General features: G+C 64.8%; 27 protein-coding genes. 14 read left to right on the top strand and 13 right to left on the bottom strand.

Going from position 1 to position 21287, the window contains the following annotated elements:
• Positions 1-6: 6 nt before the first annotated feature.
• The 5 genes from ABIA90_RS22215 to ABIA90_RS22195 all read left to right on the top strand — a co-directional run bounded on the left by ABIA90_RS22215 (position 7) and on the right by ABIA90_RS22195 (position 3936).
• The gene (locus tag ABIA90_RS22215) at positions 7-795 is read left to right on the top strand and encodes an SDR family NAD(P)-dependent oxidoreductase (protein WP_354119385.1); all 789 of its coding nucleotides are present in this window, start codon (positions 7-9) and stop codon (positions 793-795) included.
• Positions 795-1613: an alpha/beta fold hydrolase gene (locus ABIA90_RS22210; protein WP_354119386.1), complete on the top strand. Its 819-nt coding sequence runs from the start codon at positions 795-797 to the stop codon at positions 1611-1613. The genes ABIA90_RS22215 and ABIA90_RS22210 overlap by 1 nt, the downstream gene beginning before the upstream one ends.
• Before the next feature lie 88 nt (positions 1614-1701).
• The gene (locus tag ABIA90_RS22205; RefSeq protein WP_354119387.1) at positions 1702-2493 is read left to right on the top strand and encodes a fumarylacetoacetate hydrolase family protein; all 792 of its coding nucleotides are present in this window, start codon (positions 1702-1704) and stop codon (positions 2491-2493) included.
• An 82-nt stretch (positions 2494-2575) separates the two neighbouring features.
• Positions 2576-3367: a transporter substrate-binding domain-containing protein gene (locus ABIA90_RS22200; protein WP_354119388.1), complete on the top strand. Its 792-nt coding sequence runs from the start codon at positions 2576-2578 to the stop codon at positions 3365-3367.
• 152 nt (positions 3368-3519) lie between these two features.
• Entirely contained in the window at positions 3520-3936 is a 417-nt protein-coding gene (locus ABIA90_RS22195; RefSeq protein ID WP_084794986.1) for a hypothetical protein, read from the top strand.
• A gap of 10 nt (positions 3937-3946) precedes the next feature.
• Here the strand turns inward: ABIA90_RS22195 and ABIA90_RS22190 are convergent, their stop codons facing one another.
• From ABIA90_RS22190 to ABIA90_RS22175, 4 genes are read right to left on the bottom strand one after another with little or no spacing between them, the layout of a single operon-like run.
• Complete coding sequence (locus tag ABIA90_RS22190) at positions 3947-4690, bottom strand: IclR family transcriptional regulator (RefSeq protein WP_063981375.1); 744 nt, start codon at positions 4688-4690, stop codon at positions 3947-3949.
• Positions 4691-4707: 17 nt separating this feature from the next.
• Positions 4708-5559 (bottom strand): HpcH/HpaI aldolase/citrate lyase family protein, encoded by an 852-nt coding sequence (locus tag ABIA90_RS22185; protein ID WP_354119389.1) that lies wholly within the window; start codon positions 5557-5559, stop codon positions 4708-4710.
• Positions 5559-6038, bottom strand: a complete 480-nt coding sequence (locus ABIA90_RS22180) for a MaoC family dehydratase (protein WP_354119554.1) — start codon at positions 6036-6038, stop codon at positions 5559-5561. The genes ABIA90_RS22185 and ABIA90_RS22180 overlap by 1 nt, the downstream gene beginning before the upstream one ends.
• A gap of 17 nt (positions 6039-6055) precedes the next feature.
• Positions 6056-7258 (bottom strand): CaiB/BaiF CoA transferase family protein, encoded by a 1203-nt coding sequence (locus tag ABIA90_RS22175; RefSeq protein ID WP_354119390.1) that lies wholly within the window; start codon positions 7256-7258, stop codon positions 6056-6058.
• A gap of 225 nt (positions 7259-7483) precedes the next feature.
• Between ABIA90_RS22175 and ABIA90_RS22170 the strand changes: the two genes are divergently transcribed.
• Genes ABIA90_RS22170 through ABIA90_RS22150 form a run of 5 tightly spaced genes read left to right on the top strand, consistent with a single transcriptional unit; the run spans position 7484 to position 12876 of the window.
• A complete protein-coding gene (locus ABIA90_RS22170; RefSeq protein ID WP_354119391.1) occupies positions 7484-8512 on the top strand; it encodes a TRAP transporter substrate-binding protein in 1029 nt (342 codons plus the stop codon).
• A gap of 40 nt (positions 8513-8552) precedes the next feature.
• On the top strand, positions 8553-9107 hold the full coding sequence (locus tag ABIA90_RS22165; protein ID WP_028147088.1) for a TRAP transporter small permease: 555 nt from the start codon (positions 8553-8555) through the stop codon (positions 9105-9107).
• 12 nt (positions 9108-9119) lie between these two features.
• Positions 9120-10409, top strand: coding sequence for a TRAP transporter large permease (locus tag ABIA90_RS22160; protein ID WP_028160685.1), 1290 nt, complete (start codon positions 9120-9122; stop codon positions 10407-10409).
• Between the two features lie 36 nt (positions 10410-10445).
• The gene (locus ABIA90_RS22155) at positions 10446-11612 is read left to right on the top strand and encodes an acyl-CoA dehydrogenase family protein (protein WP_071910096.1); all 1167 of its coding nucleotides are present in this window, start codon (positions 10446-10448) and stop codon (positions 11610-11612) included.
• 31 nt (positions 11613-11643) lie between these two features.
• Positions 11644-12876 carry an acetyl-CoA hydrolase/transferase family protein gene (locus ABIA90_RS22150; protein WP_354119392.1) on the top strand — a complete coding sequence of 411 codons (1233 nt, stop codon included), beginning with the start codon at positions 11644-11646 and terminating at the stop codon, positions 12874-12876.
• Positions 12877-12906: 30 nt separating this feature from the next.
• Here the strand turns inward: ABIA90_RS22150 and ABIA90_RS22145 are convergent, their stop codons facing one another.
• The 5 genes from ABIA90_RS22145 to ABIA90_RS22125 form a co-directional block, all read right to left on the bottom strand.
• A complete protein-coding gene (locus ABIA90_RS22145; RefSeq protein ID WP_354119393.1) occupies positions 12907-14478 on the bottom strand; it encodes an AMP-binding protein in 1572 nt (523 codons plus the stop codon).
• Positions 14479-14511: 33 nt separating this feature from the next.
• The gene (gene upp / locus ABIA90_RS22140; RefSeq protein ID WP_354119394.1) at positions 14512-15147 is read right to left on the bottom strand and encodes a uracil phosphoribosyltransferase; all 636 of its coding nucleotides are present in this window, start codon (positions 15145-15147) and stop codon (positions 14512-14514) included.
• Positions 15148-15305: 158 nt separating this feature from the next.
• Positions 15306-15434, bottom strand: a complete 129-nt coding sequence (locus tag ABIA90_RS22135; protein ID WP_256478590.1) for a hypothetical protein — start codon at positions 15432-15434, stop codon at positions 15306-15308.
• 90 nt (positions 15435-15524) lie between these two features.
• The gene (locus ABIA90_RS22130) at positions 15525-15923 is read right to left on the bottom strand and encodes a hypothetical protein (protein ID WP_166344037.1); all 399 of its coding nucleotides are present in this window, start codon (positions 15921-15923) and stop codon (positions 15525-15527) included.
• A gap of 17 nt (positions 15924-15940) precedes the next feature.
• Complete coding sequence (locus tag ABIA90_RS22125; protein ID WP_063981384.1) at positions 15941-16132, bottom strand: hypothetical protein; 192 nt, start codon at positions 16130-16132, stop codon at positions 15941-15943.
• A gap of 201 nt (positions 16133-16333) precedes the next feature.
• Here ABIA90_RS22125 and ABIA90_RS22120 point away from each other — a divergent pair, with 201 nt between their 5' ends.
• Positions 16334-16627: a hypothetical protein gene (locus ABIA90_RS22120; protein WP_354119395.1), complete on the top strand. Its 294-nt coding sequence runs from the start codon at positions 16334-16336 to the stop codon at positions 16625-16627.
• Positions 16628-16663: 36 nt separating this feature from the next.
• Here ABIA90_RS22120 and dapA read toward each other — a convergent pair whose 3' ends face one another.
• The 4 genes from dapA to ABIA90_RS22100 all read right to left on the bottom strand — a co-directional run bounded on the left by dapA (position 16664) and on the right by ABIA90_RS22100 (position 18754).
• Positions 16664-17581, bottom strand: coding sequence for a 4-hydroxy-tetrahydrodipicolinate synthase (dapA, locus tag ABIA90_RS22115; RefSeq protein ID WP_354119396.1), 918 nt, complete (start codon positions 17579-17581; stop codon positions 16664-16666).
• Positions 17582-17599: 18 nt separating this feature from the next.
• Positions 17600-17854 carry a hypothetical protein gene (locus ABIA90_RS22110; protein ID WP_063981387.1) on the bottom strand — a complete coding sequence of 85 codons (255 nt, stop codon included), beginning with the start codon at positions 17852-17854 and terminating at the stop codon, positions 17600-17602.
• 133 nt (positions 17855-17987) lie between these two features.
• Positions 17988-18266, bottom strand: a complete 279-nt coding sequence (locus ABIA90_RS22105) for a hypothetical protein (protein ID WP_081369150.1) — start codon at positions 18264-18266, stop codon at positions 17988-17990.
• Between the two features lie 20 nt (positions 18267-18286).
• Positions 18287-18754, bottom strand: coding sequence for a hypothetical protein (locus ABIA90_RS22100; protein ID WP_282522945.1), 468 nt, complete (start codon positions 18752-18754; stop codon positions 18287-18289).
• A gap of 380 nt (positions 18755-19134) precedes the next feature.
• Here ABIA90_RS22100 and ABIA90_RS22095 point away from each other — a divergent pair, with 380 nt between their 5' ends.
• The 3 genes from ABIA90_RS22095 (at position 19135) to kdpA (ending at position 21276) form a co-directional block, all read left to right on the top strand.
• Positions 19135-19359, top strand: coding sequence for a hypothetical protein (locus ABIA90_RS22095; protein ID WP_085965673.1), 225 nt, complete (start codon positions 19135-19137; stop codon positions 19357-19359).
• An 11-nt stretch (positions 19360-19370) separates the two neighbouring features.
• Positions 19371-19460, top strand: a complete 90-nt coding sequence (locus tag ABIA90_RS22090) for a K(+)-transporting ATPase subunit F (RefSeq protein ID WP_041953522.1) — start codon at positions 19371-19373, stop codon at positions 19458-19460.
• 112 nt (positions 19461-19572) lie between these two features.
• On the top strand, positions 19573-21276 hold the full coding sequence (gene kdpA, locus ABIA90_RS22085; RefSeq protein WP_166344027.1) for a potassium-transporting ATPase subunit KdpA: 1704 nt from the start codon (positions 19573-19575) through the stop codon (positions 21274-21276).
• Positions 21277-21287 lie beyond the last annotated feature (11 nt).

The following is a 21287-nucleotide window of genomic DNA, read 5'->3' as shown; positions in this document are numbered from 1 at the left end:
AGCGTCATGGATCTCAATCTGGGCGGCAAGGTTGCCGTCGTTACCGGCGGCAGCATCGGTATCGGCCGTGCCATTGCCGCCGAGCTTTCGCGCGAGCAGGCGCATGTCGTCATCGTCGCGCGCGACGCTGAACGGCTCGCGGCCTCAGCGCAGGAGTTGTCGCGGGATACCGGCCGGCGCGTGATCGCCTGTGCCGGCGACATGACCAAGCCTGACGACATAGCCCGTGCAATGACCACCGCGCGCGAGGCCTTCGGCCGCATCGATATCCTCGTCAACAACGCCGGCGCCTCTCCGATGGGCCGGATCGCGGAGACGCCGGATGCGACCTGGGCCAAATCGATCGAGCTGAAGCTGCTCGGCTACATGCGCTGTGCGCGCGATGTCCTGCCTGAAATGCGCGACCGCCGTTGGGGCCGTGTCATCAACATCATCGGCCGCAGCGGGCATCAGCCGCGCGCGGCCTATATGGCGGGCGGCGCGGTCAATGCCGCGCTGCTGAACTTCACGCTGGCGCTCGCCGAGGAATGCGCGCCAGATAACGTGCTGGTCACCGGCGTCAATCCCGGACCGGTGCAGACCGATCGTTGGGACAGCCTCATCTCTCAAGGTGCGGCGATCTCGGGCCAGGATCAGGGCGCGACCAATGCTGCGGCGATCGCCTCGGTTCCGCTCGGCCGCGTCGGGCAGCCGCACGAAGTGTCCGGCCTCGTCGCGTTCCTCTGTTCAGACCGCGCGTCCTTCATTACTGGTACCTGCATCAATGTCGATGGCGGTGGAACGAGGTGTATCTGATGGCTAGCGAACTGCGGAAGATCGGTGTCAGCGAGGATTGCGAGCTTGCGGTTCGCATCGATGATTATCTGCTGCCGTGGGATGTCAAGCCGCCGGTCGTGATGCTGCACGGGCTCGCCGAAAGCGGCGAGGCGTTCCGGCGCTGGGTGCCGTATTTCGCCACGCATCACCTCGTGGTGCGCCCGGACCTGCGCGGCTACGGCGATTCGACACCGATGCAGGGCACCTATGCCTATCGTTTCGCCGGTCTCGGCGACGACATCATCCGGATGCTGGACGTGCTGAAGCTGGATCGCGTGTTCCTGGTCGGCGGCAAGATCGGCGGCACGCTGGCGATGCATCTCACGGCAAAACACCCGGATCGCGTGATCGCAGTCGCCGCGGTCGGCGCGCCGGCCTCGCTCACCTCGTTCAACGAGCGGGCGCCGACCTGGCGCAAGCAGATCCGCGAGCAGGGCGTCGAGCCCTGGGTGCGCGAGACCACCGCAGGCCGACTCGGCTCGTCGCTGCCGCCGCCGGCGCTGGACTGGTGGATCAAGCTGATGTCGAAGACCAAGGCTTCGACGCTGGAGGCATTCCTACAGATGGTGCCGACCGTCGACGTCACCGGCGAGCTTCCGTCCATCAAGCGTCCGACGCTGGTGATCACCACGACCGGCTCCGGTCTCGGCGACGTCGCCTCCGTGAAGGCATGGCAGGAGACGATTCCGGGCTCGAAGCTGGAAGTGCTGCCGGGCGATTCCTATCACGTCGCCGCGACTGACCCGGACGCATGCGCGCAAAAAGTTCGCGCGTTCTTCGATCGCGTCGCGACTTAAGACGTACAGGGCGGGCCATTGGCCCGCCCTGCATTTGGCTCTAAGACTACCGTTCGACAAGAAACGGCAAATATCAGGGAGTGAAGCCATGACAAAAACCACGCGACGCAGCGTGCTCACTGCCGCAGCCGCGATGACCGCGGCGGGCCTCACTGAGGTGACGCCGGCTGCGGCGCAGGCCGCACCCAAGCCGATCTTCCCGGTGCCGATGGTTTCGATCCCGATCGTCGGCGAAACGAGTGTGTTCCAGGTTCGCCGCATCTACTGCATCGGCCGCAACTATGCCGCGCACGCCATCGAGCGCGGCTCGGATCCGAACCGCGAGCCGCCGTTCTTCTTCCAGAAGCCGACGGATGCGATCCAGAACGTCGCGGTGGGCCAGGTTGCCGACCATCCCTATCCGTCGCTGACCAAAAACTATCATCACGAGGTCGAGCTGGTCGCCGCGCTGAAATCCGGCGGCACCAACATCCCAGCCGACAAGGCACTCGACCATGTCTATGGCTACGCGCTCGGCCTCGACATGACCCGGCGCGATCTCCAGAACGGCATGGCCGCGGAGAAGAAGCCCTGGGAGATCGGCAAGAGCTTTGACCACGCCGCGGTGATCGGGCCGATCCATCCGGCCAGCAAGACCGGCCATTTCGAGAAGGGCGCCATCTCGCTCGCGATCAACGGCACCGTCAAGCAGAGCTCGGATCTCAGCAAGATGATCTGGAGCGTTGCCGAGCAGATCGCAAAGCTGTCGGAAGCTTTCGAGCTGAAAGCCGGCGACATCATCTATTCCGGCACGCCGGAGAATGTCGGCTCGGTCGTGAAGGGCGACGTGCTCTTGTGCAAGCTCGAGGGCCTGCCTGATATGTCGATCAAGATCGTGTAGTTCTTTACCTCTCCCCGTAAGAACGGGGCGGGGGAGCGCGCCGTCAGCTTGTCGACGGATTGTCCAATCTTGGAGGCGCTAAATGTTGCGGCGTGGTCTGATTGCTGCGTTGGGCTTGGTCTTCATCATGACCTCCATTCCCAGCTTGAAAGCCGAAGGCCCCGTCGACATCGCGCTGACGGGAGCGCTCCGCGTGGCGGTGGCTGTCGGTCCTGCCGCGTCGGCGTTCTGGACGACGCGCGATCCTTCGACCGGAAAGCCGCGCGGCGTCACCGTAGAGCTCGCCAAGGCCGCCGCCGACAAGCTGCACGTTCCGCTTCAGCTCGTCGAATACCAGAGCTCCGACGAGATCGCGGCCGCTGGCAGTAAGGACGTCTGGGATCTCTCCTTCATGCCGGCGGACGTCAAGCGCGAACAGTTCGTGGACCAGGGCCCGGCTTACGTCGCCTATATGAGCGGCTATCTCGTGCGGGCCGGTTCGGACATCCGGATCGTTGCGGATGTGGATCGCGCCGGCACGCGGGTTGGTTGCATCGAAGGGACATCGACGTCACGCACGGTCGAGAAATCGCTGAAGCAGGCGAAGCTGACAAAGTTCGTGAAGCCCGAAGAGGCGGCCGAATTGATCGGCAGAGGCGAGCTCGATGCTCTCGCCATGGGAATGGGAGCCCTGGAAGATCTTTCGCGAAAGCTGCCCGGAACCAAGGTGCTGGACGAAGTGATTCAATCGACCGGCGTGGTCGTGGTCGTTCCCAAGGGCAAGGCCGTGGCGAAGGCCTGGGCGGCGCGCTTCCTGGATGAAGCCAAGGTAGACGGGACCGTGCGTCGTGCGCTCGATGGTAATGGATTTACCAGCGACAAGATCGCGCCGTAGTTGCGCCGAACTGCGTCCGCTGGAACCGCGACTGGCGGCGGGGGTCTTTGAATTGCCGGAGTTCCATCGGCCATTGCCCCGTGTTGGGCAACGAACAAACCTCGTGCGGCCATATTTGAGTAAGAGTGATCTCCCGAGAGGGAGGCGCTCCGATGAAGAAAGTTTTGATCACTGCGGTCGTGCTGCTGGCTGGCGTGCCTGCGAGCGCCGTTGCGCAGGAGCGCGCTGGTGCTGCGGCGATAGGCGCCGTGTCCGGGGCCGTCGTGCTCGGTCCGGTCGGTGCGGTCGCGGGTGCAGTAATTGGCTATACCGCCGGTCCTTCAATCGCGAGGTCATGGGGCGTGAGAGGTTCGCGGTCGGCAAGACACCAGCAGCCGCCACGCCGCGAGGCGTACCGCGCAGCCGCGACCGGCGCTCCGCCGCGCGCGCGTGAGGCGATGAATGCTAACGGCCAGATCAGAGCTGCCAGCAATCCGCCGGCTCAAGCCACGCCCCCGGTGCAGCCAGTTCAAGCTGCCCCGGCTCCGCCGGCGGAGACTTCGACCCCGCCCGTTCAGGGACTCGAATGAGGCTCCGGCTTTAGGCCGCGGTCGTCTTCGGCCGCAGCCGGTCGACGGTCCGTGCGATCAGGGCGGCCACCTCCGGCACTTTTGGACCAATGCGAAATTCCGGCCCTGCGACGACGACGGAGAGCCGGCGATCACCGATCGGCAGTGGGATCGCCGCGCCGGCGAGGTCGCGGCTGTAATCGGCGAAGCTCTGGCAGTAGCCGCGCGCGATCGAATTGCGCAGCTCGATCTCGACCGCCTCGATGCTGATCGGCGTCGAGGGCCCGTATTGCTTGAACTCGATCTTGCGATAGACGGAGTCGCGCTCTTCCTGCGAATATTGCAGCAGCAGGGCGCGGCCGCTGGCGGTGGCGTGGATCGGCACGCGGTGGCCGATGGTCGCGAAATAGCGGATCGCGGCCTGGGATTCGACGACGTCGATGAACACCGCCATCACGCCGGCCGGCGCCACGATCGATGCGGTCTCACCCGTCTCGGCGGAGAGATCTGCGATCAGCTGATGCGTCCACGGCGGCAGCGGCTCGACCTCGGAGATCATCCGTGCCATCGCCAGCCAGCGCGGCGTCGGATAGAATCCGGCGCGCGGCCGCGGCTCGTAGAGATAGCCCTTCTCGGACAGCGTCGCGAGCAGGTTGAAGGTCGACGAGCGCGGCCAGCCGAAATGATCGGCGATCTCGGCAAGCGTCGCCGGCTTCCTCGTTTGCGCGAAGAATTCCATGATCTCCAGGACGTTTGCGGCTTGGCGAACGATCATGGTGGCGGCGTTCCGATCTAGGTCTGGCCGAGGATCTTCTTCGCGGCGCGAAGATGCGGCTTGTCGATCATCTGGCCGTCGAGACGCAGCGTGCCGGAGTTCGGATTGCTCGCGAATGCCGCGATCACTTTTTCCGCCCAGCTGCGCTCAGCCTCGGTCGGCTCGAATGCCGCGTTGACGACGTCGACATGTTTCGGATGGATCAGCGCCTTCGCCGAAAAACCGTCACGGCGCGCCGCGCGCGTTTCTTGCTCGAGGCCGGCGAGGTTGTCGATGTCGGTATAGACGGTGTCGATCGGCGCGACCTCGGCTGCAGCCGCCGCCATCAGGCAGAGATCGCGCGCGAGCCGATAGGGGCTGTGGAACACGCCGCCCGAGGCTTTCTCGGTGGCGCCGAGCGAGGCCGAGAGATCCTCCGCGCCCCACATCAATCCGGCGAGGCGAGGAGAGCAGCCCTTGTAGCTGCCAAGCCCAAAGATCGAGCTAGCAGTCTCCGTCGCGACGCAGACGATGCGCGTCGCGCCGACCGTGATGCCGGCCGCGGCTTCCAAGGCTTCGAGCCAGGTTGCAACCTGGCGCACGTCATCGCCGCCTTGCGATTTCGGCAGCACGATGCCGTCGGGCTTGCCGGGCATGACCGCGGCGAGATCGGCGAGCGTCATTCCAGTGTCGAGCGCGTTGACGCGGACATAGAGCTGATGCGGGCCGGGGCGGCCCTTCAGCATCGCAAGCGTCAGCCCGCGCGCTTCCGGCTTCTTCTCCGTGACGACGGAATCCTCGAGATCGATGATCAGCGCGTCGGCCTTGCCTTCGCTCGCCTTCTCGAATTTGCGCGGGGAATCCCCCGGCACGAACAGCATCGAACGCATCAGACCGGCCTCTTGTGCATCATCGCCATGCGGCGGCATTTGCCGACGATCTCGTCGTTCTGGTTCAAGGCGTGGTGCTCGAACTCGACGATACCCGCTCTCGGGCGCGATTTGGATTCCCTCAACGAAAGCACCTTCGTCGTCGCCCGCAACGTGTCGCCATGGAAGACCGGTTTTGGGAACGTGACGTCGGTCATGCCGAGATTGGCAACGGTGGTCCCCATGGTCGTATCATAGACCGTCATGCCGATCATGATGCCGAGGGTGTAAAGGCTGTTGAAAATGCGCTGGCCGAACTCGGTCTTTTCAGCGAAATGCGCGTCGATATGCAGCGGCTGCGGGTTGAGCGTCAGCAGGCTGAACATGGTGTTGTCCATCTCCGTGACGGTCCGGGTCAGCGGATGCCTGAACTCCTGGCCCACGGAAAACTCCTCGAAATAAAGTCCGGCCATCGCTGTTTCCTCCCTGTGTCCTGCGATTCTGGCCAGCGCCGCCGTTAAGGCGGCGCGGCCAGGTGAACTGCTTCTTGCTCTGCGAGCTGTTCGATTTCCTCGGTCGAGAAGCCGGCCTCGCGCAAAATGTCGCGGCCATGCTGGCCGAGGGTCGGTGCGGGGCCGGCGGGTTCCGGCTGGGTCACGCTCCAGGTGGAGGGCACGCGCATCTGGCGGATGCGGCCTTCCACGGGATGATCGACGGTCCTGAAGAAGTCGATCGCATTGAGATGCGGATCTTCGAGGATCGTTTCCAGCGTATGCATCGGCATCACCGGAATGTCGGCGCGCTCGAGCAGATCGCGCCATTCCGTGGTGGTGCGTGTGAGGAAGATGTGGCCGATCTCCTCATAGATCTCGTCGATGTGCTTCGTCCGCGCGGCGTGGTTGGCGAAGCGCGGCTGATCGAGGAAATGCGGCTGCCCGATCGCCTCGAAGAAGCTGCGCCAGTGCTTGTCGTTGTAGATGAGGACGCAGAGATAGCCGTCGCTGGTCTTGTAGGGGCGGCGATAGCGCGACAGCAGGCGGGCATAGCCGCCATGGTCGAGCGGCGGATCGTAGGTGAGGCCGCCCAGATGATCGACCAGCACGAACTCCGTCATCGATTCGAACATCGGAACGTCGATGCGTTGGCCGACGCCGGTGCGGCTCTGATGCATCAGCCCGCCCATGATGGCGTTGACCAACATCAGGCCGACGATGCGGTCGGCGATGGTGACGGGGACGTAGCGCGGCGTGCCGTCGCCGGCCGCCGCAAGCAGCGTCGGAATGGTGGCGGCGCCCTGGATCAGATCGTCGTAGGCGGGCTTTGCGGCATAGGGCCCGGACTGGCCGTAGCCGAACGCGCCGACATAGACGAGCGTGGGATTGATCTCGCGAAGTGTCTCGTAGTCGAGGCCGAGTCGCGCCATTGCCTGCGGGCGCACATTGTAGACGAGCGCGTTGGCGTGCTTCGCCAGCCGCAGCAAGGTGTCGCGGCCTTCCGTCTTCTTCAGGTCGAGCACGATGCTGCGCTTGCCGCGATTGGCATTGAGGAACATCCCGCCCATGCCGGGCGTGCGGCCGGGACCGATCTGGCGAACGATGTCGCCCTCGGGGCTTTCGACCTTGATGACGTCCGCGCCCATGTCCGCCAGCACCTGGGTGCCGTAGGGGCCCATCAGCACCGAGGTCAGGTCGAGAATGGTGAAGCCGGCGAGCGGTCCCATGAGGCCTCGTTGGATAAATTCATATACGTGGAGTTAGAGTTCATAAAGTAGCAGTGTCAATTCGACGGCTCCGGTCTACGGCGCATAGCTCCATACATAATTCATATACTTGACATATAAATTCACCTATATGTACATTTTCAAGCAAGAAATAGAGCGAGGGCCGGACGGCGCCGCAGCAATTCGCTGCCGCGTTCGGCGTGGGGACGCGTCAAGGAGAACGACATGAAGAAGAATCTGGTCAGGGCCGCAGCAGTGCTCGCTCTCTCGCTGCCGGTCTCGACGCTGCAGGCGCAGGCGCTGGAGCTGAAGGTCGCCGATAGCTTCCCCGCCGGTCACTATCTCGTCCGCTTGATGCTGAAGCCCTGGATGGACGACGTCACCAGGCGCACCAATGGCACGGTGACCTTCACCTATTATCCGAACCAGCAGATCGGCAAAGCCGCCGACATGCTGCGGCTGACGCAGTCCGGCGTGGTCGACATCGGCTACATCGGGCCGTCCTATGTCTCCGACAAGATGCCGCTCTCGGAAGTCGCGCAATTGCCGGGCGCGTTCGCGACCAGCTGCCAGGGCACGCTCGCTTATTGGAAGACCGCGCGTGAAGGCATTTTGGCGAAGCAGGAATACGTGCCGAACAAGATCAAGCTGCTGCTCGCCGTAGTGCTGCCGCCCTACCAGGTGTGGACCGTCAAGTCGAAGGTCGAGACCACCAAGGACATGCAGGGCCTGAAGCTGCGCACCACGGGCGGCGCGCAGGACCTGACGCTGCGTGCGCTCAGCGCCGTGCCGGTGCGCATGGCTGCGCCCGATGCCTATGAGTCGCTGTCGCGTGGCACCATGGACGGACTGCTGTTCCCGCTCGACAGCGTCGTCTCCTACGGCCTCGACAAGCTGGTCAAGCACGCCACCGAAGGCGTCAGCTTCGGCAGCTTCATCGTCGCCTACTCGATCAACCAGTCGGTCTGGGACAAGCTGCCCGACGACGTGAAGAAGGCGATGAACGAGGCTTCGGAGGCGATTACGCCGCAAGCCTGCGCCGGCGTCGAAAAGGAAGGCGAAGTTACCAAGAAGCAAATGCAGGACGAAGGCATCAGCTTCGATCCGCTGCCGGAGGCGACGCGCACCGAGATCAAGGACAAGCTCAAGGGCGTCGGCAAGGAGTGGGCGAGCGGGCTCGACAGCCGCGGCAAGCAGGCGTCCGCCGCGCTGAAGGAGTTCGACGATCTGCTCGCCGCGGGCGGCGCCAAGTAGAGCGCCAGGTAGTCCGACATCCAACAGGGAGGCGCGAAAGGTGATCAAACGGGCGGGAGATGTACTCGGCGCGCTGGAGCGCGCGCTGACGGTGATCGCGGTGGTCTTCATGTTCGTGATCATGCTGCTGGTCGTGACCGACGTGTTCATGCGTTACGCGCTGAACAGTCCGTTCTCCTTCACCTATGATCTGATCGGGCTCTATCTCCTCGCCGGTGTGTTCTTCTTCACGCTGTCGGACGCCTTGCGCGAGCATGTCCATGTCGGCGTCGACATCCTCTTGTCGCGCTTCTCGCTGACGGGGCGGCGGTTGTCCGAGATCGTCACGGCGCTCGCCGGCCTGTTCGTGTTCATCCTGATCTGCAAGGTCGGCTTCGAGCGCGCGCTGGAGAATTACGAGCAGCACGACGTGCTCTCCGGCGCGATCCCCTGGCCGACCTGGATTTCGGCGGCGCTGGTGCCGTTCGGCTGCGGCGTGCTGGTGCTGCGGCTCGCGCTGCAGCTCGTCGGCAATGTGCTGAGCCTCGTCAGCGGCCGCGATCTGTATCCGCTGCCGCCGGTGACCGGTGTCGGCGAAGCACGCGGCTTCGAGTAACGGCAGGCATTCATGACCCCTTTCATCGTTCTCGCCCTGCTGTTCGGCCTGCTCGCGCTCGGCACGCCCGTCGGTTTCGCCATGGCCTTCTCCGGCTCGGTCGGCCTCGTGATGGTCGGTGGATGGGGCACGCTGCTCGGCATTTTGCAAACCGCGCCGCTCTCGACCGTCTCGTCCTACGAGCTGATCACCATTCCGATGTTTCTCTTGATGGCAGACCTCGTGCTGCTGTCGGGCGTTGCGGACGATCTGTTCAAGACGGCATCGGCCTGGGTCGGCCGCATTCCCGGTGGCCTCGGCATGGCGACGGCGCTCGCCGGCGCCGGCTTTGGCGCGATCTGCGGCACGTCGACGGCCTCGGCCGCGACGCTGTCCTCGACCAGCCTGCCGGCGATGATCCGCCAGGGCTACGAGCCGAAGATGGCGGCGGGGGTCGTTGCGATCTCAGGCACGCTGTCGATGCTGCTGCCGACCAGCGTTGCGCTCGTTATCTTCGGACTGCTGGCCGAAGTGAACATCGGCAAGCTCCTGATCAGCGGCATCATCCCGGCGATCCTGGTGACGTTCACCATCATGGCCACGATCTATTTCCTGGTCTGGCAGGATCCCTCGCGCGCACCGGCCGCGAAGTCGGTACCGTGGCGCGAGAAGTTTGCGCTGCTGTGGCAGGTCTCGCCGATGGTGGTGCTGTTCTCGATCGTGACGGGCACGATCTATCTCGGCGTCGCGACGCCGACGGAAGCCTCCGCCTTCGGCGCGTTCGGCGCCTTCCTGCTCGCCATCGTCAAGGGCAAGATCACGCCGTCCTCGCTCTATGCGACGCTGCTGCGCGCCTGCCACGGCACCTGCATGATCATCATGATCCTGGTCGGTGCCTCGATCTTTGGCTATTTCTTCACGCTCACCCATGTCACGCAGGACCTCGTCGCCTGGATCGGGTCCTTGCCGGCCTCGCGCTGGGTGATCATCACACTGATCCTGTGCGGCTACATCGTGCTCGGCTCGTTCATGGACCAGATCGCAATCCTGGTGCTGACCGTGCCGATCGTACTGCCGCTGATCAAGACGCTCGGCTTCGATCCGATCTGGTTCGGCGTCATCAAGATCGTCACCGCCGAGGTCGGCATGATCACGCCGCCGGTCGGGCTCAACTGCTTCATCGTTGCCCGCTATGCCAAGCGGCCGGTGGCGGAAGTGTTCCACGGCACCTTCCCGCACTTCATCGCGCACCTGATCGCAATCGCGATCCTGGTGGCGTTTCCCTCGATCATTCTCTGGCTGCCCTCGCAGATGGGGCGCTAGGATCGGAGCTCGGCTCCCAATAAGGAGATCAAGAACATGGATTTCGCGCTCACCGATCAGCAGGAAGCCATTCGCGCCGCCGTCGCAAAAGTTTGCGAGGACTTTCCCGACGCTTATTGGCTGAAGAAGGACCACGACGGCGGCTTTCCCCATGACTTCCACAAGGCGATGGCCGATGCCGGTTGGCTCGGCATCTGCGTGCCGGAGGAATATGGCGGCTCCGGGCTCGGCATCACCGAAGCCGCGATCATGATGCGCGCCATCGCGGAATCCGGCGCCGGCATGTCCGGCGCCTCCGCGGTGCACATCAACGTCTTCGGGCTCAACCCCGTCGTGGTGTTCGGCACCGAAGAGCAGCGCAAGCGCATGCTGCCGCCGATGGTCGAGGGCCGCGAGAAGGCGTGCTTCGCCGTCACCGAGCCCAACACCGGCCTCAACACCACCCAGCTCAAGACGCGTGCCGTCGCCAAGAACGACCGCTACATCGTCAACGGCCAGAAGGTGTGGATCTCCACCGCGCAGGTCGCGCACAAGATCCTGCTGCTGGCGCGCACCACGCCGCTGGAGGACGTGCGCTCGCCGACCCACGGCCTCAGCCTGTTCTACACGGACTTCGACCGCAAGAAGATCAAGGTCCACGAAATCGAGAAGATGGGCCGCAAGATCGTCGATTCCAACGAGCTGTTCTTCGAGGACTTCGAGATCCCGATGGAGGACCGCATCGGCGAAGAGGGCAAGGGTTTTCAGTACATCCTCGAAGGCATGAACCCCGAGCGTATCCTGATCGCGGCGGAAGCGGTCGGCCTCGGCAAGCTCGCGCTGTCGCGCGCGACCGAATACGCCAAGACGCGCGTGGTGTTCAACCGTCCGATCGGCAAGAACCAGGGTATCCAGCATCCGCTTGCGGTCAACTGGGTCGAGCTCGAGGCGGCCTGGCTGATGGTGATGCAGGCAGCCTGGCAATACGACAAGGGCTTGCCCTGCGGCGCTGGCGCGAACGCCGCAAAATATTTCGCAGGCGAAGCCGGCTACCATGCCTGCGAGCAGGCGGTGATGACCCATGGCGGCTTCGGCTATGCCAAGGAGTTCCACGTCGAGCGTTATCTGCGCGAGGTCCTGATCCCGCGAATCGCACCGGTCAGCCCGCAGCTTGCGCTCAGCTTCATTGCGGAAAAGGTGCTCGGTCTGGCGAAGTCTTACTAGTCTTCGCGCGGATCGCTGAGCAGGGACGCCAATGAACCTCGACTTCTCCGGCCTGATCCGGGAGGGCGACCGTGTCGTATGCGGGCAGGCAACGGCTGAGCCGGTCACCCTGACCGAAGCGCTGGTCGCGCAAGCCGGGCATCTGCCGGCGTTCCGCATGATGGTCGGTCCAATATTCTCCGACACCTTTTCCGCGGCGTGCGCGCCCAACATCTCGTTCCAGAGCTATGGTGTGATCGGGAATGCGCGGCGGCTCGCGAAAGCGGGACGGCTCGACGTGATCCCGAGCAACTACAGCGCCTTCTGCGCCGATTTCGCCTCACGGCGCCACCGTGCGGATGTGGTGCTGGTGCAACTGGCCGAGTCCGGCGATGGTCGATTGAGCGCAAGCCTCTCCAACGATTATGTCATCGATGCTGCACGGGGCGCGCGCGTCGTCATCGCCGAGATCAATCCGGATGCGCCCTGGACGTTTGGCGCGGAATGGCCTGCGGACGCGCCGATCCATCTGCGGGTCGCCGCTCGCCGTCCGCCCGTCGAACTGCCGCCGGCGCCGCTGGATGACGTCTCACGAAGAATAGCGTCACATGCGGCGAGCCTGATCGCCGACGGCAGCACGCTTCAGTTCGGCGTCGGCCGGATCCCGGACGCGATCCTGCCCTCGCTCTCCCATGCCCGCAATCTCGGCATCCATTCCGGCCTGATCAATGACGCCGTCGTCGACCTGATCGAGCGCGGCGCGGTGACGAATGCGGAGAAGGGAATCGATGCCGGGATCACGGTGACGAACCAGGTGATCGGCACGAAGCGGCTCTATCGCTTCGTGCACGAGAACAAGGCTGTTTCGGTGCGGCCGACGTCATATACGCACGGCCAGAACGTGCTGGCGCGGATCAACCGGCTGGTCGCGATCAACTCGGCGCTCCAGGTCGGGCTCGACGGCAGCGTCAATTCCGAGACGCTGAACGGCGTCGCGATCGGCGCCATCGGCGGGCAGCTCGATTTCGTGCGCGGTGCCAATGCATCGCCCGGGGGCAGGGCGATCATCGCGCTGCCGGCGACGGCGTCCGACGGGACCAGCCGCATTGTCGCCAATGTGGAGACCGTGACGACGCCGCGCGCCGACGTCGATGCCATCGTGACCGAATGGGGCGTTGCGGAGTTGCGCGGCTGCGGACTTGCCGAGCGCGCGCGCCGCATGATCGTGATCGCGGCGCCCGGGCACCGCGATGCGCTGTCGGCACGACTTCGCGCCGCGCGCTAGAAGCTCGCGAGCTATCTGAAACAGACGGGCCTATTCGGCGGCGATCCGTTCCATTGCCATGTCGCGAAGCCGGGCGCGCTGGATTTTCACACCGTTGGCGCTGTCGGTGACGGGGAAAGCGTCGACGATATAGATTCGTGCCGGCACCTTGTAGCCCGCGAGCCGCTCGCGCAGGCGGGCCACCAACATCTCCTGCTGCGGCGGCTCCTCGGCCGGAATCACAAAGGCGACGCAGCGCGCCTGACCCCTAAGATCGACCGCGACAACCTGGGCGTCGGCAACCCCCGTGCAGGCTTTGAGCTCGTCCTCGATCTCGCCGGGCGCAACCAGGAAGCCGCCGAGCCGCATCGCATCGCCCGCGCGGGTCTCGTAGACGAAGGCGCCGTCGCCGCGCAGGCGGCCGATGTCGCCGGTGCGGAAGAAGCCGTCGGCGGTGATCGCATCGCGCGTCGCATCCGGGTTGTTGAAATAGCAGAGGAAGCACGAGGGCGCGCTGATCTCGATCTCGCCGGAGACGCCTTGCGCTGCCAGCTCGCCGGTCTCGGTATCGCGCACGCGCACCTTCGCGTCGGGAGACATCGGCCAGCCGCCGCCTTCGATGCGATCCGCGAAGGTATCACCGGGGCGGGCGATCGAGAACAGCGCCTGCACCTCGCTCGAACCGTAGAGGCCGAACAACGGCATGCCGCGCGCCTCGGCCTCCGCGGCGAGCTCACGCCAGCCGGGCTGGAACGCGGCGAAGCCGCAGACTTCGAGATGCGGGAATGGCCGTGGCGCGTCGGCGAGCGCCAGGATGCGGCGGAACATCTCGTCGGAGCCGAAGGCGTGCGTGACCTTGTGTTCGCCAAGGACCTTCAACGCTGATGCCGCCTCGAAAGCATCGAGCACATGGATGGTCGCGCCGGCTGCGATGAAGCCGAGCAGGCTGGTCATGCCAAAGGTGCCGCAGAACGGCAGCATGGCCAGCAGCGAATGGCGCTGTGGCGCGAGTTTTAGCGCCTCGGCGACGGAGGCGGCGTGCGTGGCGAGCGTCCGCTGCGAATGCGCGACGAGCTTCGGTCCCTTGGTCGTGCCCGATGTCGTGTAGAGCAGCACCGGCAGATCGACATCGTCCTGCGCCGGCGGTGCTGGCGGATAGGACTTCTCGAACGCATCGAAGCGCACACAGGGCCAGTGTGCGGGGATCGCATCTCCGCCGACCACCGCGAGCCTTTGCAGCGCGGGCACTTCGTCCCTGCTGACCTCGGCGAGGATGGCGGCAAAATCGATCGAGCGGAACGCGGCCTCGACCACCATCAGCCTGGCGCCGGACACCTTGAGCAGATGGCCGACTTCCGCGCTGCGGTAGCGGGTATTGACCGAGGCGACGATCGCACCGCAGCGGGCGGCGGCGAACAGCAGTGCGATCCATTCGACCCGGTTGACCAGCCAGACCGCGACCACGTCGCCTTGGCCGATGCCTTGTGCGGTAAGCCATGCGGCGGTCTGCTCGACCTTCCCGGAGAATTCCGCGCGCGAGACCGGCCTGCCGTCAAACACGAAGGCGGGCTCGGCACCTTGGGTGCCGATCAGCGATTGAAGCGAAAATTGGTTGACGCTCATGGCAACCGGACTAACCCGATCGCGCAGACCTGTCTACTTGGTGCCGAACATCCGGTCGCCGGCATCGCCCAGGCCCGGCACGATGTAGCCGTGGTCGTTGAGCCGCTCGTCGATCGCGGCGGTCCAGATCGGCACGTCGGGATGCTCGCTCTGGAACTGCGCGATGCCTTCGGGCGCGGCCAGAAGGCAGACGAAGCGGATGTCGCGGGCGCCGCGCGCCTTGAGCAGGGAGGCGCCGGCGCGGGCCGAGTTGCCGGTCGCCAGCATCGGGTCCATCAGGATCACGGTGCGGTCGGACAGGTCCTGCGGCGCCTTGAAGTAATATTCCACGGCCTGCAATGTCTCGGGATCGCGGTAGAGCCCGATATGGGCGATGCGCGCCGACGGCATCAGCGCCAGCATGCCGTCGAGGAAGCCGACGCCGGCGCGCAGGATCGGCGCCAGCGTGAGCTTCTTGCCGGCGATCTTCGGTGCCCGCATCGGGGAGATCGGCGTCTCGATCTCGACGAGTTCCAGTGGCAGATCGCGCGTCACCTCGTAGCCGAGCAGCATCCCGATCTCGTTCAGGATCTCCCGAAAACTCTTGGTCGAGCGGTCCTTCTCCCGCATGAGGGAGAGCTTGTGCTGGACCAGGGGGTGGGCGACGACGTTGACGCTGCTTGTGCTCATGAAACCGATCTACACGGTTCCGTGAAATTGCGCCAGATCGGCCACATCTTTTCGCGGGGATACGCGGCCTCAGGCGGGTATCGCGACGGCGCTGCGCACCCGGCTGCTGGCCTCGTAGGCAGCCATGGTCAATTCACGGTCCATCGATGTGCCGGGTTCTAGACTCCCAGCCCGCGTGCCACGAGCGTGATCACGATTGTCAGGACCGCGCCCCAGATCAGGCTCAGCGTCATGGTCAGGATCGTCGTCGTGACCGCCTGCTCCAGATTTCCCTTGAGGAGCTGCATGCTACTTGTCCGTGGCAGGCGCGACGCCGATGCGCAGGCCGAGCAGCAATGCACCCATCACCGCAACCAGGATGGCGATCTTGAGCTCAATCATGTCCGCAGCCTTGTCGCCGCGCGGGCCAGGAGCCGCCTCGCACCCTCCGCCAGCGCAATCAGCGGATTGCCGCGGTTCTCGATATCGAGCTCGAAGGTCTCGGCGGGAAACACCAGCGCGCATCTTGCGAGGCCGCTCTGCCGGTTGGCGAAATCGACCGCGGAGCTCTTGAACAGGAACAGACCGCCGATGCGCCCATGCGCCTCGCGCGCGACCCAGAGGCCGGCGCCGTTGCGTCCGATGAAAAAGGCGGGGATGGCAGTGCTGATGACATCCGGGTCGATCGGCCCAAGGCACGCCGCGGACGCGGCCATTGTCGGTCGCTCGGGCTGGCGACGCGTGGCTTGAAGGGCGATCGCGGCCATGGCGGCCTCCTCACACATCTGCAAGGTCATGATGGTCTCCCATGCCGTCAGGCGTGGAGATGCCAGACATAGATCGCGGTCTTCAGCGCGATGAGCGCTGCGAGCACGCTGCCCATCGAGAGCAGGGTCAGCGCGCTGAGCGCGATGCGCTTGAGCTGCGCCTTGCGCTCCGGCGAGATCCGTGCGGGGCGTTCGGCCCAACCAAGGGAGCGCTCAACGCCATGTGTCAGCATCGACATGTCTGCATTCCTTCGTCAGCATGGCGGTGGCCGAAGCCGCCGCGATCTGCCTCGTATGATGTCCATCGTTGCGTAGGATTGCGAGATGAGCGCCGAGGCAGCAGTATAGGAATGCTATAAGGATGCCGACCGTCGCGTCGGCAGCCCTCTGAAGAGACCGGGATTCCGCTTCGGCCGGGCCTGAGACGGCGCAGGATCCGAATGCGTCATCCCGATCGCTGCGGCAAAGGCGTTCCGCAGCCGCGGTTCCTCGATCTGCTTGCAGAAGCATTCCAGCGTCGCTTCCACACTCTGCCGCTGCCCGCTGATGGCCGCACAGAGTTGCGAGCTGGTCCGCCGAAAGAAGTGGAGGGAGTCCCTGGCGCCGTCGCCCAGATGATCGAGCTCCGCCGCGAGCGCGGCGACATTAAGCCTGTCGGACTCATCGAGCGTCACGGCAAATCGCAGCAGCGCGAGCTGCCAGGCGCGGAGCAGCCTGTGAGGCCTTTCGATTGATTGCCGCATGGGGATACCCGGATGCCGTGCGACGCCTCAGGCGCCGACGCGGTCGATCAGCTCCTCGTCGGCGATCGCGGCGAATGCGCGTACCACTTCCCTCTGCGCGGCTGCGTCCAGCGGAACGATCGGAAGCCTTGTGGCGGGCGACATCAGGCCAAGCACGCCGAGTGCACATTTAAGTGCGGCCGGGCTCTCCTTCCCGAGGCAGGCGATCAAGGGGATCAGGCGCCTGTGCAGGTACCGGGCGGATTGCAGCCGGCCCTGCCTGACATGTGAAAAAATCGTGCGGCAGAGATCTGGCGCGACGTTGGCAACCTCCGAGATCGCGCCATCGCCGCCGTCCGCGATGAAGCCGAAGGCGGTGCCGTCGTCGCCGGATAGACAGCGGAAGCCGGCAGGCAGGTGGCGGGACAGGCGCATCGGGCGGGTGATGTCGCCGCTCGCATCGCGCAGGCCCACGAACTGGCGCGATTCGACGAGACGCAGAAGCGTCTCGTCGGCGAGCGGGCGCAGCGTGCGGGAAGGGGCGTCGTGCAGGATCACGGGCAGGCCGATCGCGCCGGAAATGGCGCGGAAGTGCGCGAGCATTCCGTCCTGCATCGGCTTGTTGTAGGCGGGCACCACCGACATCACGGCATCGGCGCCGGCGGCTTCCGCGCGCCGCGCGAGTTCGATGGCGTGGCTCGTTGAATTCGACACGGCGCCGGCAATGATCCGCACGCGGCCACGCGCGACATCGACCGCGGTGCGAATGATCAGCGCCTGCTCGGCCGGCGAGAGCGTCGGTGCCTCGCCGGCGGTCTCGCACACCACCAGTGCGGGTACGCCGGCTGCGATCTGACGCTCGCAGAGCGCGGCGAACGCCTTCAGGTCGATCGCGTCGGCCGAATCGAACGGCGTCGGCAGGTCCGGTATGAACCCGGTGAACCAGGCGGAGGGTGGGATGAACATGGTTTTTTGCCGAGGAGCTCAGGCGGCGCGCTTGGGAGCGGCGGCATCGGGCCTGCTGCCCATGTCGAGCTCGATCTCGCGTGGCAGCTCGATGATGGTCTCGGGATGCTGTCCGTTTTCGAACAGCGCATATTTGATGGCCTGGGCGCGGTTGACGAAGAGGCCACCGTAGAGGCCGTTCTGCTGCTGGGCGACCCACTGTCCCCTGTGGTTGCGGCCGATGAAGACGATGGTCGAGGGAGAGCTGCACGAGGGAGGTTCGACGAGTTTCACTTTCGTATTCCTTCCGATTGACGCGGGCGGCGGGTGCGTGTCCCGCGACCACCCGATCAATATCTTTTCAAGCGAATATGATTTCGAGTGAGGCTGCGCGACGATCTCATAGGAAGGTCATAAAGCCCGATGTTCAGGCCAGCTCGTTGACGACCTGAACCAGCGCGAACAGCGCGCCGAAGGCAACGCCCTCGTCCCAATGATTGAGGACGGCACCGAACAGCGGCTCGCGCCTGACGAGGCCGGCGAGGGCGCACAGGATGATCGACATCCAGAGCAGGGCGGAGAGGCTGCGTGCAAAGCCGACGCTGCCGAAGGCTGCAAAGGCGACGAGCAGTGCGATGCGGACGGCAAAGCGCGCGATCAACCGCGTCGGGCTGAGGCCCCGCGACATGTCTGAAGATTGCGGCAAGGCGCGAACCTCCGCTTGGCCTAGCTGAAATTCTCGCAAGCGACCGGCTGATAGAGCGGGTCCGGGGCGGGGCGCACGGTGGGAACGCTCGGCCGCGATACCTCCACGGCCAATGCCTGTACTTCGATGAAGGCCGACAGCAAGGCCAGTGCGAGATCGGCATGCCGGGCTTCGACAGCGGCGTCGAGCCAGTCCGGCAATTCGCGCTCGCGCGACAGCGCGCAATGCCACTCGCCCTCGTCATAGGCGATGCGGCGGACCTGCCACAGCGGCAGCTCGAGCTCGATCAGCGCCAGCGCGGCGTCGGTCCAGGCCTCGGCATCGACCAGGCGCATGATGCGCGCACTGCGCTCGCTCCGCCCGCGCGACGGGAAGCGCCGGCAGGCCTGATCGATGATGTCGAGCATCAGCGGACGCGTCATTGCCGGTGCCGCGCGAAGCTGCTGGTTGAGGGAAGGTGGGGCAAGGCGTCGGAGAACGGCGGTCATGTCAGGCCTCCTGGAATTGGCGTCGGTCAGTCGGCCGGCCTCTCCAAGATGGCTGGAAGCGCATTTGAAAACGAGATGGGGACGGGACGGGAGATATAAGGATTTCATAAGTGCACGGAATCTTCCGGATAAGAGCGACAGATCCCCGGCCGCCGTCGCCGCCGAAGGTCGAGGCTTATAGAAGCAGGGCTTTTTGAAAAGACCCAGGCCATGGCCTGCCTTAACAGCGGTAGTGAAAGCAACGGTGGCTTGTGTCGCTGCGCTGCCTGCTCGGAACGACCGCCCGGAATACAGTGTCGGTGCCACATGGCGGACAGCCACGACGCGCCGGCATTTATGGAATTCATATAACTTCGCCATAGGCCTCATCTCGAAAACCTATGCCGGTGGTGGCACTTCAACACGGTCAAAAGTCCCGGCTGGTGCCGTGGAAATGCTTTGCATTTCCTTCGTTCCACGCGCTCGCCGGACGCCTGAGAAACGGTTGCGTCCGACATAAAGCCGCAACGAGGAGCATTCCCATGATGGACATTCTGATGCTGGCGCTGGGCTTTGGCTTCTTCGCGCTCGCGATCGGCTACACCTACGCCTGCGAACGGCTGTGAGGGAGCGGACCATGACCTTCGATTATTCGCTCGCCGCCGTCGTCTCGCTCGGTCTCCTGTTCTACCTCACTTACGCGCTGCTGCGGCCCGAGCGGTTCTGACCTGTGCTGCTGCTTCTCGAATTGCTGCTCGCGGACGCCGCGCTCGTCGCGTGCCTGCTTGCCCTGATCCTGCCGCTCCTGCGCAGGACAAATGTCCTAAAGGGTTGATGCCATGACTATGATCGGTTGGCTCCAGATCATTCTCTTTTGCGCGATTATCGTCGCGCTGACAAAACCGCTCGGCGGGTACATGACGGCTGTGTTCAACGGCGAGCGGACGTTCCTGTCGCCGGTGCTGCGGCCGATCGAGGCCGGCATCTACTGGTTTTCCGGCGTCGAGGAGAGGCGCGAGCAGCATTGGCTGACCTACACGGTCTCGATGCTGCTGTTCCATGTCGGCGGCTTCCTCATCATCTACGGCGTGATGCGGCTTCAGGCGGTGTTGCCGTTCAACCCGGCCGGGCAGGGCGCGGTCGCCCAGGATCTCTCCTTCAACACCGCGATTTCCTTCATCACCAACACCAACTGGCAGAATTACGGCGGCGAGAGCACGGTATCCTATCTCGTGCAGATGCTCGGCCTGACGCACCAGAATTTCCTGTCGGCGGCGACCGGCATCGCGCTCGCGGTGGCCATGATCCGCGGATTCTCGCGCGCCTCGATGCGCACGGTCGGCAATTTCTGGGTCGACGTCACCCGCACGACACTTTACGTGCTGCTGCCGATCTGTGTCGTCTACACGCTGTTCCTGGTCTGGCAGGGCATCCCGCAGACGCTCGGTGCTTACGTCGAGGCCACGACGCTCGAAGGCGCCAAGCAGACCATCGCGGTCGGCCCGGTGGCCTCGCAGGTCGCGATCAAGATGCTCGGCACCAATGGCGGCGGCTTCTTCAACGCCAACGCCGCCCATCCCTTCGAGAACCCGACCGCGCTGTCGAATCTCGTTCAGATGCTCTCGATCTTCCTGATCGGCGCGGCCATGACCAATGTGTTCGGCCGCATGGTCGGCAACCAGCGCCAGGGCTGGGCGATCTTCGCGGTGATGGGCGTGCTGTTCATCGCCGGTGTCTCCATCACCTACTGGGCGGAAGCCAACGGCACCTCGATGATGCATGCGCTCGGCCTCACCGGCGGCAACATGGAGGGCAAGGAAGTCCGCTTCGGCATCGTCGCATCCTCGCTGTTCGCCGTGGTGACCACGGCCGCCTCCTGCGGCGCGGTCAACGCCATGCATGACAGCTTCACCGCGCTCGGCGGCATGATCCCGCTGATCAACATGCAGCTCGGCGAAGTCATCATCGGCGGCGTCGGCGCCGGCCTCTATGGCATGCTGCTGTTCGTCGTGCTCGCGATCTTCGTCGCCGGCCTGATGGTCGGCCGCACACCGGAATATGTCGGCAAGAAGATCGAGGCGCGCGAAGTCAAGATGGCGATGCTCGCGATCCTGGTGCTGCCGCTGATGTATCTCGGCTGGACCGCGGTCGGCGTGGTCTATCCGGCGGCGGTCGCCTCCATGGCGAATGCCGGCCCGCATGGCTTCACCGAGGTGCTCTACGCCTTCACCTCGGCGACCGGCAACAACGGCTCGGCCTTCGCGGGCCTCACCGGCAACACGTTGTTCTACAACCTCACGCTCGCATCCGCGATGTTCGTCGGCCGGTTCTTCATGATCGTTCCGGCGATGGCGATTGCCGGCTCGCTGGCCGCCAAGAAGTCGATCCCGCCGTCGGCGGGCACGTTCCCGACCACGGGCGGGCTGTTCGTCGGCCTCGTCGTGGGCGTGATCCTGATCATCGGCGGCCTGACCTTCTTCCCGGCACTCGCGCTCGGCCCGATCGTCGAGCAACTCGCGATGAACGCCGGCAACGTCTTCTGATTGTTTGGAGT

Origin of the sequence: Bradyrhizobium sp. LA6.8 (assembly GCF_040547935.1) — a bacterium.
GTDB classification, from domain to species: domain Bacteria; phylum Pseudomonadota; class Alphaproteobacteria; order Rhizobiales; family Xanthobacteraceae; genus Bradyrhizobium; species Bradyrhizobium barranii.
The sequence above is the reverse complement of the archived record's forward strand: the minus strand, read 5'-3'. Positions and strand labels throughout refer to the sequence as shown.

What these genes read in the sequence shown, in the direction of transcription:
- dapA (WP_354119396.1), bottom strand. Translation starts at nt 17,581, where the DNA reads ATGTTCATCCCACCCTCCGCCTGGTTCACCGGGTTCATACCGGACCTG.
- ABIA90_RS22120 (WP_354119395.1), top strand. Translation starts at nt 16,334, where the DNA reads ATGCGTCATCCCGATCGCTGCGGCAAAGGCGTTCCGCAGCCGCGGTTC.
- ABIA90_RS22160 (WP_028160685.1), top strand. Translation starts at nt 9,120, where the DNA reads ATGACCCCTTTCATCGTTCTCGCCCTGCTGTTCGGCCTGCTCGCGCTC.
- ABIA90_RS22175 (WP_354119390.1), bottom strand. Translation starts at nt 7,258, where the DNA reads ATGGGACCGCTCGCCGGCTTCACCATTCTCGACCTGACCTCGGTGCTG.
- ABIA90_RS22190 (WP_063981375.1), bottom strand. Translation starts at nt 4,690, where the DNA reads ATGATCGTTCGCCAAGCCGCAAACGTCCTGGAGATCATGGAATTCTTC.
- ABIA90_RS22200 (WP_354119388.1), top strand. Translation starts at nt 2,576, where the DNA reads ATGTTGCGGCGTGGTCTGATTGCTGCGTTGGGCTTGGTCTTCATCATG.
- ABIA90_RS22215 (WP_354119385.1), top strand. Translation starts at nt 7, where the DNA reads ATGGATCTCAATCTGGGCGGCAAGGTTGCCGTCGTTACCGGCGGCAGC.
- ABIA90_RS22130 (WP_166344037.1), bottom strand. Translation starts at nt 15,923, where the DNA reads ATGACCTTGCAGATGTGTGAGGAGGCCGCCATGGCCGCGATCGCCCTT.
- ABIA90_RS22100 (WP_282522945.1), bottom strand. Translation starts at nt 18,754, where the DNA reads ATGACCGCCGTTCTCCGACGCCTTGCCCCACCTTCCCTCAACCAGCAG.
- upp (WP_354119394.1), bottom strand. Translation starts at nt 15,147, where the DNA reads ATGAGCACAAGCAGCGTCAACGTCGTCGCCCACCCCCTGGTCCAGCAC.
- ABIA90_RS22155 (WP_071910096.1), top strand. Translation starts at nt 10,446, where the DNA reads ATGGATTTCGCGCTCACCGATCAGCAGGAAGCCATTCGCGCCGCCGTC.
- ABIA90_RS22210 (WP_354119386.1), top strand. Translation starts at nt 795, where the DNA reads ATGGCTAGCGAACTGCGGAAGATCGGTGTCAGCGAGGATTGCGAGCTT.
- ABIA90_RS22125 (WP_063981384.1), bottom strand. Translation starts at nt 16,132, where the DNA reads ATGTCGATGCTGACACATGGCGTTGAGCGCTCCCTTGGTTGGGCCGAA.
- ABIA90_RS22205 (WP_354119387.1), top strand. Translation starts at nt 1,702, where the DNA reads ATGACAAAAACCACGCGACGCAGCGTGCTCACTGCCGCAGCCGCGATG.
- ABIA90_RS22150 (WP_354119392.1), top strand. Translation starts at nt 11,644, where the DNA reads ATGAACCTCGACTTCTCCGGCCTGATCCGGGAGGGCGACCGTGTCGTA.
- ABIA90_RS22095 (WP_085965673.1), top strand. Translation starts at nt 19,135, where the DNA reads ATGCCGGTGGTGGCACTTCAACACGGTCAAAAGTCCCGGCTGGTGCCG.
- ABIA90_RS22090 (WP_041953522.1), top strand. Translation starts at nt 19,371, where the DNA reads ATGACCTTCGATTATTCGCTCGCCGCCGTCGTCTCGCTCGGTCTCCTG.
- ABIA90_RS22170 (WP_354119391.1), top strand. Translation starts at nt 7,484, where the DNA reads ATGAAGAAGAATCTGGTCAGGGCCGCAGCAGTGCTCGCTCTCTCGCTG.
- ABIA90_RS22195 (WP_084794986.1), top strand. Translation starts at nt 3,520, where the DNA reads ATGAAGAAAGTTTTGATCACTGCGGTCGTGCTGCTGGCTGGCGTGCCT.
- ABIA90_RS22135 (WP_256478590.1), bottom strand. Translation starts at nt 15,434, where the DNA reads ATGCAGCTCCTCAAGGGAAATCTGGAGCAGGCGGTCACGACGACGATC.
- ABIA90_RS22145 (WP_354119393.1), bottom strand. Translation starts at nt 14,478, where the DNA reads ATGAGCGTCAACCAATTTTCGCTTCAATCGCTGATCGGCACCCAAGGT.
- ABIA90_RS22185 (WP_354119389.1), bottom strand. Translation starts at nt 5,559, where the DNA reads ATGCGTTCGATGCTGTTCGTGCCGGGGGATTCCCCGCGCAAATTCGAG.
- kdpA (WP_166344027.1), top strand. Translation starts at nt 19,573, where the DNA reads ATGACTATGATCGGTTGGCTCCAGATCATTCTCTTTTGCGCGATTATC.